At 62.3% G+C, this 14,906-nt stretch carries 13 protein-coding genes; 5 read left to right on the forward strand and 8 right to left on the reverse strand.

Features of this window, described 5'->3' with window-relative positions:
- Window positions 1-68: 68 nt before the first annotated feature.
- A complete protein-coding gene (gene yrfG / locus BW979_RS04600) occupies window positions 69-731 on the reverse strand; it encodes a GMP/IMP nucleotidase (RefSeq protein ID WP_047226857.1) in 663 nt (220 codons plus the stop codon).
- Between the two features lie 88 nt (window positions 732-819).
- Here yrfG and nudE point away from each other — a divergent pair, with 88 nt between their 5' ends.
- Window positions 820-1,386 carry an ADP compounds hydrolase NudE gene (gene nudE / locus BW979_RS04605; protein WP_047226858.1) on the forward strand — a complete coding sequence of 189 codons (567 nt, stop codon included), beginning with the start codon at window positions 820-822 and terminating at the stop codon, window positions 1,384-1,386.
- Window positions 1,383-2,210, forward strand: a complete 828-nt coding sequence (gene cysQ, locus BW979_RS04610; RefSeq protein WP_076383282.1) for a 3'(2'),5'-bisphosphate nucleotidase CysQ — start codon at window positions 1,383-1,385, stop codon at window positions 2,208-2,210. The genes nudE and cysQ overlap by 4 nt, the downstream gene beginning before the upstream one ends.
- Before the next feature lie 147 nt (window positions 2,211-2,357).
- On the opposite strand, the gene BW979_RS04615 is transcribed toward cysQ, so the two are convergent.
- The 7 genes from BW979_RS04615 to rfbB are packed head-to-tail and all read right to left on the reverse strand — an operon-like array spanning window position 2,358 to window position 9,463.
- Window positions 2,358-2,813, reverse strand: coding sequence for a YiiD C-terminal domain-containing protein (locus BW979_RS04615; RefSeq protein ID WP_047226860.1), 456 nt, complete (start codon window positions 2,811-2,813; stop codon window positions 2,358-2,360).
- Between the two features lie 45 nt (window positions 2,814-2,858).
- The gene (locus BW979_RS04620; RefSeq protein ID WP_047226861.1) at window positions 2,859-4,247 is read right to left on the reverse strand and encodes a sigma-54-dependent transcriptional regulator; all 1,389 of its coding nucleotides are present in this window, start codon (window positions 4,245-4,247) and stop codon (window positions 2,859-2,861) included.
- The gene (locus BW979_RS04625) at window positions 4,244-6,052 is read right to left on the reverse strand and encodes a sensor histidine kinase (protein ID WP_076383283.1); all 1,809 of its coding nucleotides are present in this window, start codon (window positions 6,050-6,052) and stop codon (window positions 4,244-4,246) included. The genes BW979_RS04620 and BW979_RS04625 overlap by 4 nt, the downstream gene beginning before the upstream one ends.
- Window positions 6,053-6,088: 36 nt before the next feature.
- Complete coding sequence (gene rfbD / locus BW979_RS04630) at window positions 6,089-6,970, reverse strand: dTDP-4-dehydrorhamnose reductase (RefSeq protein WP_076383284.1); 882 nt, start codon at window positions 6,968-6,970, stop codon at window positions 6,089-6,091.
- Window positions 6,967-7,512: a dTDP-4-dehydrorhamnose 3,5-epimerase gene (gene rfbC, locus BW979_RS04635; RefSeq protein ID WP_047226863.1), complete on the reverse strand. Its 546-nt coding sequence runs from the start codon at window positions 7,510-7,512 to the stop codon at window positions 6,967-6,969. Before rfbC ends, rfbD begins: the two co-directional genes overlap by 4 nt.
- Window positions 7,509-8,384: a glucose-1-phosphate thymidylyltransferase RfbA gene (gene rfbA / locus BW979_RS04640; RefSeq protein WP_047226864.1), complete on the reverse strand. Its 876-nt coding sequence runs from the start codon at window positions 8,382-8,384 to the stop codon at window positions 7,509-7,511. The genes rfbC and rfbA overlap by 4 nt, the downstream gene beginning before the upstream one ends.
- Window positions 8,381-9,463, reverse strand: a complete 1,083-nt coding sequence (rfbB, locus tag BW979_RS04645; protein WP_076383285.1) for a dTDP-glucose 4,6-dehydratase — start codon at window positions 9,461-9,463, stop codon at window positions 8,381-8,383. The genes rfbA and rfbB overlap by 4 nt, the downstream gene beginning before the upstream one ends.
- A 190-nt stretch (window positions 9,464-9,653) precedes the next feature.
- On the opposite strand from rfbB, the gene BW979_RS04650 reads away from it, so the two are divergent.
- The 3 genes from BW979_RS04650 (at window position 9,654) to aguA (ending at window position 14,803) form a co-directional block, all read left to right on the forward strand.
- Entirely contained in the window at window positions 9,654-12,566 is a 2,913-nt protein-coding gene (locus BW979_RS04650; RefSeq protein WP_076383286.1) for an aminotransferase, read from the forward strand.
- Window positions 12,567-12,814: 248 nt separating this feature from the next.
- Entirely contained in the window at window positions 12,815-13,693 is an 879-nt protein-coding gene (aguB, locus tag BW979_RS04655) for an N-carbamoylputrescine amidase (protein WP_076383287.1), read from the forward strand.
- Between the two features lie 3 nt (window positions 13,694-13,696).
- Entirely contained in the window at window positions 13,697-14,803 is a 1,107-nt protein-coding gene (gene aguA, locus BW979_RS04660) for an agmatine deiminase (protein ID WP_076383288.1), read from the forward strand.
- Window positions 14,804-14,906: the final 103 nt, after the last annotated feature.

The following is a 14,906-nucleotide window of genomic DNA, read 5'->3' on the forward strand; positions in this document are numbered from 1 at the left end:
ACACTGGATCTGTGGCGAACAAGGAACCTTGTGAGAGCGAGCCTGCTCGCGATGCAAACGGCCGGCTATCAAAGCCCGGCAATCAAATCCCGATAATCCCCCAACGCCTCGAACTCCCCCGTATCCTTCGGCCCTTTGCGGCTGTCCGGTACGCTGACCGCCAGCAGGTGTGCCACGCCGAATTCCCGGGCGCTGCGCAGCACTGGCAAGGTGTCGTCGATAAACAGGCTGCGGGCCGGGTCGAAGTTCAGATCGGCTTGCAGGGCATCCCAGAACTGCGGGCTTTCCTTGGGAAAACCGTAGTCGTGAGAGCTGATCAAACGTTCGAAGTAAGGGGCCAGTTCGATGCGTTCCAGCTTCAGGGACAATGAGTCGCGATGGGCGTTGGTGATCATTACCACCCGTTTACCCGCCCGCTGGATCGCCGCCAGGAACGTGTCGGCGTCCGGGCGCAGGGCAATCAGGTGCGCGGTTTCCAGCTTCAGTTCGCGCACCGGCAGTTTCAGCTCGGTGCTCCAGAAGTCCAGGCAATACCACTGCAATTGGCCGGCGTTGCGCTCGAACAGCGGCTGCAACTCCAGCTCCGCCATGGCCCGGCTCACGCCATGCAGTTCGGCGTAGCGTTGGGGCAAGTGTTCCATCCAGAAATGGTTGTCGTAATGCAGGTCCAGCAGGGTGCCGTCCATGTCCAGCAGCACCGTATCGATCTCGTGCCAGGGCAGCAAGGCCATAAAACTTCTCCAGCGGTAATCGGATATCCGACACAAACAATCAGAATAGGCCGGGTATAGTAGCCCGCTATCGCCCAGGGAGCCGTTTATGCGCCAGAAACCCACCATACTCGATCGACGGATCGTCGCCACCAGCCGCCTGTTTTGCGTGGAAGAACTGAAACTGCGGTTTTCCAACGGCGTGGAGCGCACCTATGAGCGTTTGGCGGGCAAGGGCGCAGGTTACGGCGCGGTAATGATCGTGGCGATGCTCGACGCCGATCACGCCGTGTTGGTGGAAGAATACTGCGGCGGCACCGATGCCTACGAATTGTCCCTGCCCAAGGGTTTGATTGAGCCGGGTGAAGACGTGTTGGCGGCGGCTGAGCGGGAGCTTAAAGAAGAGGCCGGCTATGGTGCACGTCAGTTGGAACACCTGACTGAACTGTCCCTGTCCCCCGGCTACATGAGCCAGAAGATCCAGGTGGTGCTGGCGACCGATCTCTATGAAGAGCGGCTGGAAGGCGACGAGCCTGAGCCGATGCGCGTGGACAAGGTCAACCTGCGTGAGTTGTCGGCCTTGGCGCAAAACCCTCAATTCACGGAGGGCCGGGCCTTGGCGGCGCTGTACCTGGCCCGTGACCTGCTGACCCAGCGCGGAGCGTTCCTGTCATGAATTTCCCCCACCCTCTAATGGCCCCTGTGGTCGAGCTGGCGCTCAAGGCCGGTGAGGCGATCCTGCCGTTCTGGCGAGCCAATGTGCAGGTCAACCATAAGGCCGACGCATCGCCGGTGACCGCCGCGGACATGGCCGCTCACGATGTGATCGTGGCCGGGCTGACCGCGTTGGCGCCGGATATTGCAATCCTCTCCGAAGAGGACGCCAATATTGCGCAAAGCGTGCGCGCCGGCTGGCAACGCTGGTGGCTGGTGGACCCGCTGGACGGCACCAAGGAGTTCATTTCCGGCAGCGAAGAGTTCACCGTCAATATCGCACTGGTCGAGCAGGGGCGGGTGGTGTTTGGCGTAGTGTCGATGCCCACCAATGGTCGCTTTTATGTCGGTGGCGCGGGGCTTGGTGCCTGGCGTGGCGACAAGGGGGGCGAGCCGTTGCCGATCGAAGTGCGTAACGTGCCGGCGCCGGGTGATGCTTTTACGGTGGTCGCCAGCCGTCGCCATACCAGCCCGGAGCAAGAGCGTCTCTTGGGCGGCTTGAGCGAGAGCCTGGGTGAGTTGCAACTGACCAGCATCGGCAGTTCGTTGAAATTCTGCCTGCTGGCCGAGGGCGCGGCGGATTGCTATCCGCGACTGGCGCCGACGTCCCAGTGGGACACCGCCGCCGCCCAAGGCGTGTTGGAGGGGGCAGGCGGCGAGGTGCTGGACCTACGCGGCGAGCCGTTCTGCTATCCGCCGCGGGAGTCGCTGTTGAATGAATCCTTCCTGGCGTTGCCGGCAAAGGCGGCGTGGCGTGGGAAACTGCTGGAACTTGCCCGCTCCTGAATCGACTGCCCCTTGCTGGACCTGGGACAGTTGTTGTGGCGAGGGAGCTTGCTCCCGCTGGGCTGCGAAGCGGCCCCAATGCGTCTGCTGCGCAGCCGAGCGGGAGCAAGCTCCCTCGCCACAGGGGTTTTTTGTGATGCTCGGGGGTCAGCGGTGCAACACGTACTGCCCCACAAATTGCACCGCTGGAGCTTCGCTCCCGGCATTTATCACCTGGGTCTGTAAGGTCAGTCGTGCGCGTCCGTAGCGCCGGTAGGTGGCCAGGAAGCGTTTCCAGACCTTTTCTTCGGGAGCCTGGCAAATGACTGTGGCGTCCCTCGTGACTGGCAGTGGATAGCTGATCTGCCCTTCCTGAATGACGATATGCCCGTCCTCAATGCCCTCTTCGCGCAAGGCCAGGTGCAGCCAGCCCCAGCCGCCCAGCACTGCGCCGCAGTACAGGCTGCCGCCGAACATGGTGCTCTTGTGGTTGACGTTGGCCTCCAGCGGTAAAAACAGGCGCAGTTGCCGGGCCTGCCAGTCGAGCACCTTCAGGCCCATGTCCCGCGTCAACGGGATGTCGTGGTGCAGGATCGATTCCAGGTAGCGGCTGTCGCGGTTCATGCAGGGCCTCTTTTGAAAGGGAAGATGGCAATCACTCAAGCAGACTCAGTCGGACTCATCGGCATGGCCCTGGCTGTCGCCGAAGTTCAGCCCATGCTTGCGTAACTTGTCGTGCAAGGTCTTGCGCGGAATGCCCAGGGCTTCGGCGAGGCTGCGCACCGAGCTGTGAGGGCGGGCCAGTTCGGCGGCGATCAGGGTTTTCTCGAAGTTCTCCACCTGCTCGCTCAAGCCGCCGCTGATCACTTCGACCGGCGCACCGGGGCTACCGTCGGGCGCGCTGTTGTCCAGGGCCAGTTCCAGACCCAGGGCAAAACGCTCGGCGGCGTTCTGCAATTCTCGCACGTTGCCCGGCCAGCTATGGCGCAGCAGCAATGCCCGTTGGGCCGGTTGCAACTCGTGGGGCGGCAGGCCGTGACGGGCGCTGGCTTCGTCGGCGAAATGCTGGAACAGCATCAGGGCATCCTCACCGCGTTCACGCAGCGGGGGGATACGCAACGGCGCGACGTTCAGGCGGTAATACAGGTCGGCGCGAAAACGACCCTGATCAGCGGCCTGACGCAGGTCTTCCTTGGTGGCGGCGATGACGCGGATGTCCAGCGGGATCTGTTGATTGCCCCCCAGTCGTTCCACTACCCGCTCTTGCAGCAGCCGCAGCAGTTTGACCTGAACGTCCAGGCTCATGCTTTCGATTTCATCGAGAAACAGCGTACCGCCGTTGGCGAACTCGAACTTGCCGATGCGGCGCTTCTGCGCGCCGGTGAAAGCGCCGGGCTCATGACCGAACAGCTCGCTCTCCACCACCGACTCGGCCAGGGCTCCGGCGTTGATCGCGACGAAGGGGCCGTTGCGCCGGCCCGACAGATCGTGCAGGGCTCGGGCGACTACCTCCTTGCCGGCCCCGGTTTCTCCGAGGATCAGCACATCGGCGCGGGTCGCCGCTAACGCACCGATCTGCTCGCGCAGGCGCAGTATCGAGGGTGATTGGCCGACGAGCCGGGCGCTGAGTTCATGGCGGTCGCTCAGGGCCAGGCGCAGGCTGCGGTTGTCCAGTACCAGGCGCCGCAAGGCCAGGGCCCGGCGCACGCTGTCGAGCAGGTGATCGCTGGGGAAAGGTTTCTCAAGGAAGTCATAGGCTCCGGCGCGCATGGCCTGGACTGCCAGCGGCACGTCGCCATGGCCGGTGATCAGCAACACCGGCAGCTCCGGGTCCTGGGCATGGAGTTCGCTCAGCAACTCAAGGCCGTCGATGCCCGGCATGCGAATGTCACTGACCACCACACCCGGCCAGTCGCGAGACAGTTGCCCGGCCACGCCTTTGGCCTCGGCCAGGGACAGGACCTTCAGGCCGGCCAGGTCGAGGGTCTGGCTCAAGGCCTGACGCAAGTGGGGATCGTCGTCGATCAACACCACCTCAATCCGGTTATCGATGGTCATACGCTACGGTCCTCGGACGGTTGCAGGCTCACACCGGGCGCGCCAGCGCGCAACTTCAGGGTAATCAGGGCGCCGCCTTCCTTGTGATTGGCGAACGACAGTTCACCGCCGAAGGCGCGCATCAGGGTGTCGCAAATCGCCAGCCCCAGGCCAAGGCCCTGGGTGCGGGTCTTGGTGGTGTAGAAGGGCTCGCCCGCGCGACCAAGGGCTTCCATGCAAAAACCCGGGCCGTTATCGCGGATGTACAGGTTGACGCCGCTTTCGGTGGCCTGGGCACTGAGCCAGAGTTTGCGCGGCGGGCCTTTTTCAGTCAGGGCGTCGAGAGCGTTGGCCAGCAGGTTGCCGAGCACCTGGCGCAAGCGCGTTTCCCCGGCCTCGACCCACAACGTGGCGGCCGGCAGGTCGCGGATCAGTTCCACTTCCATGCTGCGCCGGCGCTTGGCGAGCAGTGCCAGGGCATCGTCCAGCGCCGGTTGCAGGGCGACACTTTCCGGGGCGTGACGGTCGCGGCGGGCGAAGGCGCGCAAGTGGGCAATGATCGAGGCCATGCGAGCGGTCAGCTCACTGATCAGCTTGAGGTTGCCTCGGGCGTCCTCGGTACGCTGGTGATCGAGCAATATTTCGGCGTTTTCGGCATAGCTGCGGATCGCCGCCAGCGGCTGGTTGAGTTCGTGGCTGATGCTGGCCGACATGGTGCCCAGGGCTGACAGCTTGCCGGCTTGCACCAGGTCATCCTGGGCGCGGACCAGTTCCTGCTGGGCCTGCTCGCGTTCCAGCACCTCTTGCTTGAGTCGCCGGTTCAGGCCTTCCAGGTCACTGGTGCGCTCGGCTACCCGGCCTTCCAGCTCCTGACGGGCCTTGCCTTCGAAGGCGATGCGGTCCAGGTAATGCCGCCGGCGCTGCATCATCAACCCGAGCAACAGCATCAGGACCAGCAAGGCCGCACCGCCGATGACCACCACGGTGCGCACCGGACGGTCGATCAGGGTACGCGGGGCGAGAATGCTCACGCTCCAGCGGGTCTCCTCAATGGACTGGGTCTGGATCAGCCAGGCGTTCGCATCCAGATTCAGCGGCTTGGGGTCGCGGGTCGGGTAGGGCTGTACGGCGCTGATGGACTGGCGCTCCTCGTCACTTAAGGGGCGGGTCGCGCGAAATCGCCATTCTTGTCGCGAAGTGAGGATCACCACGCCGTTGTGGTCGGTCACCAGCAGTTGTTCGGGGGTTTTGCCCCAGAGGCTTTCGGTGTGGTCCAGATCCACCTTGACCACCAGTACGCCGATCACTTTTTCCCGGTCGCGCACGGCAGCGGCGAAGAAGTAGCCGCGCTTGGCCGAGGTGGTGCCCAAGCCGAAGAAGCGTCCCAGCCGCCCGGCCATTGCTTCAATGTAATACGGCCGGAAGGCAAAATTGCGTCCGACGAAACTGTCATGTTTATCCCAGTTCGATGCCGCGAGGGTCTTGCCGGTGGGGTCCATCAGGTACATGACTTCTGCGCCGGTCTGGGCGCTGATGTTTTTCAGCAGTCGATTGGCATTGCCCTGGATGATGCCGTCGTCCGGTGCCAGTAAAGTGGCGCGCAGGGCCGGCAGCTCACCGAGAATCTGTGGCAGCACTTCATAGCGATGCAGGGTGCCCAACAGGTTGGCGACGTAGAGATCGAGGGTCTGGCGGTTCTGCCCAGCCAGTTCACTGCGGTAGTAACGCTCGGCCAGATGTTCCAGCGGCCACAGCAACGGCGCCAGGCACAGCGCAAGCAAGGCCAGGCTGCGCCAGCGGGGTCTGCGGGGAAGAGTGGAATTCATGAGCATCAGGCGCCTGTGGGGACAGGCGCATTATGCCTAGTGTCCGGCGGCAAGGCACTGGTGCAGCGCGCTTTGCCAGTCTGGCTGACTTACACCCCATTGCTGAAGCAGGCGTGTGCAATCCAGACGCGAGTTCAGCGGGCGTGGGGCCGGGGTCGGGTAAGCACTGGAGGGGATGGGCTCAAGCACCGCGCAGGGTTTGTGCTGCTCGATCAGGTGCTCGCCGATGGCCTGGGCAAAGCCGAACCAGGACGTTTCACCCTGCGCCGTCAGGTGGTAAGTCCCCCAGGCGCCGCACCGGCCGGCCTGCCAACGTTCAATCAAGTGGGCGGTGCTGTCGGCGATAGTCCCGGCCCAGGTCGGTGCGCCGATCTGATCGTCCACCACCCGCAGGTGCGATTTTTCCTGCAGCAGGCGTTGCATGGTCAACAGGAAGTTGCGACCTTCGTTGGAGTACACCCAACTGGTGCGCAAAATCAGGTGCTGCCCGGCGACGTGGCGAATGGCGGCCTCGCCGGCCAGCTTGCTGCGCCCGTAGACACTCAGCGGGTTGGGCGGGTCGGTCTCGGTGTAGGGCTCAGGCTTGCGGCCATCGAAGACGTAATCGGTGGAGTAGTGGATCAGCGGGACACCCAACTCGACCGCCACTTGAGCCAGGACGCCCGGCGCCGTGGCATTGATGGCGAAGGCCCGTTCCGGTTCGCTCTCGGCCTGGTCGACGGCGGTGTGGGCGGCGGCGTTGATGATCAGGTCAGGCCGCAGGGCAGTGATGGGCGAACGAAGGTGATCGGGGCGCGCCAGGTCGAGTTGGTCGCTGCCGCGCACGATCAACTCAGCCATGCCGGCCAGGCGCGACTGGAGTGCTCGGGAGACCTGGCCGTTCTGGCCGATGATCAGGATGCGCAAGGAGGTACTCATGGGAACAGGTCGGCCTCGTGCAGAGCCTTGCCGGCCTGGTCCTTGGGTGAGAGGATCGGCGCACTCTCCAGTTCCCAGTCGATGGCCAGGTCCGGGTCGTCCCAGCGAATGCAGCGCTCGGCAGAGGGCGCGTAGTAGTCGGTGGTCTTGTAGAGGAAATCAGCGCAATCGCTGAGCACGACGAAGCCATGGGCGAAGCCTGGCGGGACCCACAGTTGCCGATGGTTCTGCGCTGACAGGCGTACGCCCACCCATTGCCCGAAAGTGGCCGAACTGCGACGAATGTCCACCGCCACGTCGAGCACTTCCCCGGCAATGACCCGCACCAGTTTTCCCTGGGCCTGTTCGATTTGATAATGCAGGCCGCGCAACACGCCCCTGGCCGAGCGCGAGTGGTTATCCTGGACGAACTGCAACGCGCAGCCGGTGGCCTCGGCGAACGCCCGAGCGTTGAAACTCTCATAGAAAAAGCCGCGGTCATCACCGAAAACCTTCGGTTCGATGATCAGGACTTCAGGCAGGCGGGTGGCGATGACGTTCAACGTGTCTCTCCAGCGATCTGGAACAGGTATTGGCCGTAGCCGGTCTTGCCAAAGTACTGGGCGCGCTCAAGGATGTGCTCGCGGCTGACCCAGCCCTGTTGGTAGGCAATTTCTTCCAGGCAGGCGACTTTCAAACCTTGGCGGTGCTCGATGGTTTGCACATATTGCGAAGCCTCCAGCAGGCTGTCGTGGGTGCCGGTGTCCAGCCAGGCGAAACCACGGCCGAAACGCTCGACGTGCAGGTCGCCGCGGTGCAGGTAGGCGTTGTTGACGTCGGTGATTTCCAGTTCGCCTCGTTTGGACGGTTTGATGGTCTTGGCGATCTGGATCACGTCGTTATCGTAGAAATACAGGCCGGTTACCGCGTAGCTGGATTTGGGCGCGGTAGGTTTTTCTTCAATGGAAATGGCCCGCCCTTGAGCATCGAAATCGATCACGCCAAAACGCTCAGGGTCTTTGACCCAGTAACCGAATACCGTTGCGCCCGTCTGCCGGGTGGCGGCCGTCTGCAGTTGTTCGCCGAAATGCTGCCCGTGAAAAATGTTGTCGCCCAGGATCAGGCACACCGGATCGTTGCCGATAAATTGCTCGCCGATCAGAAACGCCTGGGCCAGGCCATCGGGCGATGGCTGCTCGGCGTAGTGAAATTGCACGCCAAACTGACTGCCGTCGCCCAACAGATTGCGGTATTGCGGCAAGTCCTGAGGGGTGGAAATCACCAGGATGTCCTTGATGCCGGCGAGCATCAGCACCGAAATCGGGTAATAGATCATCGGCTTGTCGTAAACCGGTAGTAACTGCTTGGAAACCCCAAGGGTAATCGGGTGCAGTCGGGTGCCGGAGCCGCCGGCCAGAACAATGCCTTTCATCATGCAATCGCATCCTTGTTGTCGAGCGAGCCCAGGCGCTCGCCCTGATAGCTACCGTCCTGGACACGTCGGCACCACAGCAGGTTTTCGAGGTACCACTGCACGGTTTTACGCAGGCCGGTCTCGAAGGTTTCCCGGGGCGTCCAGCCCAGTTCACGCTCGATCTTGCCGGCATCGATGGCGTAGCGCAGGTCGTGGCCGGGGCGGTCTTTGACGAAGGTGATCAGGTCGGCATAGTGCTCCACGCCGTCGGGCTTGTGGGGCGCCAGTTCTTCGAGCAGGGCGCAGATGCCGCGCACCACGTCGATGTTCTTCTGTTCATTATGGCCGCCGATGTTGTAGGTCTCGCCCACGGCACCTTCGGTCACGACCTTGAGCAGCGCCCGGGCATGGTCTTCGACGTACAGCCAGTCGCGCACTTGCTGGCCGTCGCCGTATACCGGCAACGGCTTGCCGGCCAGGGCATTGAGGATCACCAGCGGAATCAGCTTCTCGGGAAAGTGAAACGGCCCATAGTTGTTGGAGCAGTTGGTCAGCAGCACGGGCAAGCCGTAAGTGCGTTGCCAGGCGCGTACCAGATGGTCGGAAGCCGCCTTGCTCGCCGAGTACGGCGAACTGGGGGCGTAGGCGGTGGTTTCGGTGAACAAATCATCCACGCCGTGCAGGTCGCCATACACTTCGTCGGTGGAAATGTGATGGAAACGAAACGCGCGCTTCTGCGGCTCGGCCAGGGTCTGCCAATAGGCGCGGGTGGCTTCCAGCAGGCTGTAGGTGCCCACGATATTGGTCTGGATGAAGTCCGCCGGGCCGTCGATGGAGCGGTCGACGTGGGACTCGGCCGCCAGATGCATGATGGCCTCAGGCTTGAACCTTGCCAGTATCGCGCTGACCCTCGGTTGATCGACGATATCGGCCTGGACGAACTCGTAGCGGCTGTCGTGCTCGATGCTGCTCAGCGATTCGAGATTGCCGGCATAGGTCAGCTTGTCGAGGTTCAGGACCTGATGTCCGGTATCCAGGATCAAGTGCCGTATAAGCGCCGAGCCGATAAAACCGGCACCGCCAGTGATGAGAATGCGCATCCGATCAAGCCTTTTTCCGTGGAACAACAAAGCATTGGAGCATAGCTTGTCGGCATGGCGAGGGCGGTGCAAGCAGGATATTTCCGGGCACGCTCACGCGCTTGGCAATTCACCTGCGGCAAAGGGGTTGCTTATCCCCCGACTCAATGGCGAGATAGACATCCGATAAAACCACCTCAGGGGTCGTTGTATGCCACTCGCTACGTTGGTTCACCGTGCCAGTTTGCCAAGCCCACAGATCAGTGCCGAACAGGCGCTGGTGCTGCTGCGCTCGAATTACGGACTCAGCGGTGACCTGCGACCCTTGGGCAGCCAGCAGGACCTCAACTATCGCGTCGACAGCGAGCGCGGACGGTTTGTGCTGAAGATTTGCCATGGTGACTATGCCGTCCAGGAACTCCAGGCCCAGCATGCCGCCCTCAAGCACCTGGCCGAGCACGGCGCGGTAAAAGTGCCGCGGGTGATCGCCGCCAATAATGGCCAGGATCTGTTGACCCTGGAGCTCGCAGGGCAAGCGGTTCATGTACGACTGCTGGAGTACATCGACGGCCAGTCGCTCACCCAGCTTAACCATTGGGGACCTGAACTGGTCACGGGGCTGGGGCGCTTGTGCGCACAAATCGACCTGGCGCTGGCCACGTTCGATCACCCTGGCCTGGAGCGCACCCTGCAATGGGACGCCCGCCACGCCAATGCACTGGTCGGCCATCTGCTGCCCGTCATCGACGATGATCAAGAACGCAACCTGATCGCCGAGGCGGCGCAACAGGCCGAACGCCGCTTGCAGCCGCTCAAGGCCAGCCTGCCGGTGCAGGCGATCCACATGGACATCACCGATGACAACGTGGTCTGGCAGCGCGATGCCCAGCGCCAATGGCAATTGCAGGGCGTCATCGATTTCGGCGACCTGATCCGCACCTGGCGCGTTACCGATCTGTCGGTGACCTGTGCAGCCTTGTTGCACCATGCCGACGGCGATCCGTTTTTCATCCTGCCGGCGATCAAGGCTTACAACGCGCTCAACCCGCTGCAATATGAGGAGCTGCTGGCGCTTTGGCCGCTGATCGTTGCCCGCGCTGCCGTGCTGGTGCTCAGCGGTGAACAGCAGGTATCCATTGACCCGGAAAATCAATACAGCCGCGACAACCTGGACCATGAGTGGGAGATTTTCCGGATTGCTCAGTCGGTCCCGTTCGAACTGATGGAAGCGGCGATCCTCACGTCCGTGGGCCACCATCTGCCACCCGTTGCCAGTGAAGGCTTTGTGCCGCTGTTGCCGACCTTGGTGGGCCGCGAGTTCGCCCTGATCGACCTGGGTGTCCTGAGCCCGCATTTCGAAGCCGGTAACTGGGAGCAGGAGGGGATCGACCAGCGTCTGCTGAGCGAAGCCGCCGCGGTCCATGGATTGGCCGCCAGCCGCTACGGGCAGTACCGATTGTCTCGGACTCGGCCGGACAGCGCCGTTGAACCGGATACTTATCCATTACACGTAGAATTGCAGGTGCCGCGGGGCACGCCGCTGGAATCGCCGTTCGCCGGGGTGGTGCACAAGGCTGCCGACGGCATGTTGCAACTGGACAGCGTGCAACTGAGCATTCGGCTGTGGGGCGTGACATCGCCGCTGCATTCCGGGGCTGCGCTGGTCAAGGGCCAGGTCTTGGGCGAAGTCGATGGACCGTTGCGGGTGCAGTTGTGTCGTGGCGCTCAGCTCAATCCGCCGTTGTTCTGCACGCCATCCAGGGCGCCGGCCTGGCAGGCGCTCTGCCCCTCACCAGCGGTGCTGCTGGGACTGGCCTGTGATGCCGAGCCAGAGATCGACCCCCAGCAGTTGCTGGCCCGTCGCGATGCGAGCTTTGCCCGTTCGCAGAAGCACTATTACGTTGATCCGCCGCGCATTGAGCGCGGCTGGCGCAATCACCTGATCGACATGCAGGGCCGCTCCTACCTGGACATGCTCAACAACGTCGCGGTACTGGGGCATGGGCATCCGCGCATGGCCGCGGTGGCCGCCCGGCAGTGGTCGCTGCTCAACACCAACTCCCGCTTTCACTATGCCGCGATTGCCGAATTTTCCGAGCGCTTGCTGGCGCTGGCGCCGCCCGGCATGGATCGGGTATTTCTGGTCAACAGTGGCACCGAGGCCAACGACCTGGCGATCCGCCTGGCCTGGGCCTACAGCGGCGGCCGGGACATGCTCAGTGTGCTGGAGGCCTATCACGGCTGGTCGGTAGCGGCCGATGCGGTCTCGACGTCCATTGCCGACAACCCTCAGGCCCTGAGCAGTCGCCCGGATTGGGTGCATCCGGTGACCGCGCCAAACACTTATCGCGGTGAATTCCGCGGCCCCAACAGCGCGCCGGACTACCTGCGCAGCGTCGAGCACAACCTGGCAAAAATCGCCGAACACAAGCGCCAGCTCGCCGGCTTCATCTGCGAACCGGTGTACGGCAATGCTGGCGGGATCGCACTGCCGCCGGGGTATCTGAAGCAGGTCTACGCGCTGGTGCGCGAGCGCGGCGGCGTCTGCATCGCTGACGAAGTGCAAGTCGGCTACGGGCGCATGGGAGAATTTTTCTGGGGCTTCGAAGAACAGGATGTAGTACCGGACATCATCACCATGGCCAAGGGCATGGGTAACGGCCAGCCGCTGGGAGCGGTCATCACCCGCCGGGAAATCGCCGAGGCGCTGGAAGCAGAAGGGTATTTTTTCTCGTCAGCCGGCGGCAGCCCGGTCAGTTGCCAGATCGGCATGGCCGTGCTGGACGTCATGGAAGAAGAAAAACTGTGGGAAAACGCCCGGGCAGTGGGTGGGCATTTCAAGGCCCGCCTGCAAGCTTTGATCGACCGATATCCGTTGGTCGGTGCGGTGCATGGCTCCGGTTTTTACCTGGGCGTGGAACTGATCCGCAACCGCGACACCCTCGAGCCGGCCACCGAAGAAACCACGGCGCTGTGCAATCGCCTGCGGGAGCTGGGTATTTTCATGCAACCGACCGGCGACTACCTGAACATCCTCAAGATCAAACCGCCGATGGTCACCACCCGCCAGAGCGTGGATTTCTTTGTCGATATGTTGGCGAAGGTGTTGGACGAGGGGCTTTGACTAACTGAGGCAAACGCTTTCCCTGTGGGAGCGGGCTTGCTCGCGATAGTGGTGAACCCGTCTCCAGCGATGTCAGATGGGGGATCGCATTGCGAGCAGGCTCGCTCCCACAAGGTTTTGCGTGGTTGATAGTTCGATTTTTGTCGGTATTTTTTGCGACTGGCGTGTGGTTTTAAATCTAGATCGCTTCTAAAGTCGATTTTTATCGGTTATAAAGTCGACACCACACATGCTCTGGAGCTCCCTTCATGAGTCGTATCGTCACCGTTGCCGCCACCCAGATGGCCTGTTCCTGGGACCTGGAGGCCAATATCGAGATCGCTGAACAGCAGGTTCGCGAGGCCGCTGCCAAAGGGGCGCAGATCATTCTGCTTCAGGAGTTGTTCGAGACGCCGTACTTTTGCCAGAAGCCCAACCCGGACTACCTGCAATTGGCGACTCCGGTCGAAGATAACGTCGCCATCAGGCATTTTCAGAAAGTCGCCAGGGAGCTTCAGGTCGTCTTGCCCATCAGCTTTTTTGAACGGGCCGGTCGTGCGCGTTTCAACAGTATTGCGATCATTGATGCCGACGGCCGTAACCTGGGGGTATACCGCAAGAGTCACATCCCGGACGGTCCTGGCTACCATGAGAAGTACTATTTCAACCCTGGCGATACCGGTTTCAAGGTCTGGAATACCCGCTACGCCAGGATCGGCGTGGGCATCTGCTGGGACCAGTGGTTTCCCGAGTGCGCCCGCAGCATGGCGCTGCAAGGTGCGGAAATCCTGTTTTACCCGACCGCCATTGGCAGCGAGCCGCACGACAAGAGCATTTCGTCCCGCGATCACTGGCAGCGCGTGCAACAAGGCCATGCCGGCGCGAACGTAATGCCGCTGGTGGCCAGCAACCGCATCGGCAACGAAGAGCAGGATGGCTACGACATCACGTTCTACGGCTCCTCGTTCATCGCCAATCAGTTCGGTGAAAAGGTCCAGGAATTGAACGAAACCGAAGAAGGCGTGCTGGTGCACAGCTTTGACCTGGACGAGCTGGAACACATTCGCAGTGCCTGGGGCACTTTCCGTGATCGTCGTGCGGACCTGTACGGCTCGATCAAAACCCTCGATGGCTCACTGGAGTCCTGATTTATGACAACGTTGCACAGCACTCCCCGCGCGGATGGTTTCCACATGCCTGCCGAGTGGGCACCCCAGACCCAGGTCTGGATGGTCTGGCCCGAGCGCCCTGACAACTGGCGCCTGGGCGGCAAGCCCGCGCAGGCCGCTCATGTGGCGGTCGCCAAAGCCATCGCCCGCTTCGAACCGGTAACCGTGGCGGTGTCCGCGAACCAATACGAAAATGCCCGGGCGCATCTCGATGTGCCGAATATCCGCGTGGTGGAAATGTCCAGCGACGATGCTTGGGTCCGGGACACCGGCCCGACGTTTGTCATCAATGATAGTGGCGAAGTGCGCGGCGTCGACTGGGATTTCAACGCCTGGGGTGGGTTTGACGGTGGCCTGTATGCGCCGTGGAACCGGGATTCGCAAGTGGCCAGCAAGATTCTCGAGATTGAACGCAGCCCGCGTTACCGCACCGAAGGCTTCGTGCTTGAGGGCGGCTCAATCCACGTCGATGGCGAGGGCACCCTGATCACCACCGAGGAATGCCTGCTCAACCGCAATCGCAACCCGCACTTGAGCCGCGAAGACATCCAGGCTGTGCTCAGCGCGCAGTTGGCGGTGGACAAGATCATCTGGCTGCCGGACGGCCTGTTCAACGACGAAACCGACGGGCATGTGGATAACTTCTGCTGCTACGTGCGCCCTGGCGAAGTATTGCTGGCCTGGACCGATGACCCGCAGGACCCGAACTACGCCCGCTGCCACGCCGCGATGGACGTCCTGCAAAACAGCACTGACGCCAAGGGACGCCCGTTCACAGTGCACAAAATGCCAATTCCGGGGCCGTTGTATGCCACTGAAGAGGAATGCGCCGGCGTGGACGCGGTGCAGGGTTCCCAGGAGCGCAATCCGACCGTGCGGTTGGCCGGTTCCTACGTGAATTTCCTGATCGTCAACGGCGGCATCATCGCACCGAGTTTCGACGATCCACTGGATGGTCCGGCGAAGGCGCTTCTGCAAGGGCTTTTTCCAGAGCACGAAGTGGTCATGGTGCCGGGGCGCGAACTGTTACTGGGGGGCGGAAACATCCACTGCCTTACCCAACAACAGCCTGCGCCGCGCACAAAATGAGTGGTGATGTAACAGCCAGGTAATAGCGCTGGCGGCAGCTCTGCGCCGGGCCTTTTGGATCCATTTTGCTTTGGCCCGCGGCCTGATTGGGGATGCGGGCTTT

It is taken from the genome of Pseudomonas sp. A214, from assembly GCF_900156295.1.
In the GTDB taxonomy this organism is placed as follows: domain Bacteria; phylum Pseudomonadota; class Gammaproteobacteria; order Pseudomonadales; family Pseudomonadaceae; genus Aquipseudomonas; species Aquipseudomonas rhizophila.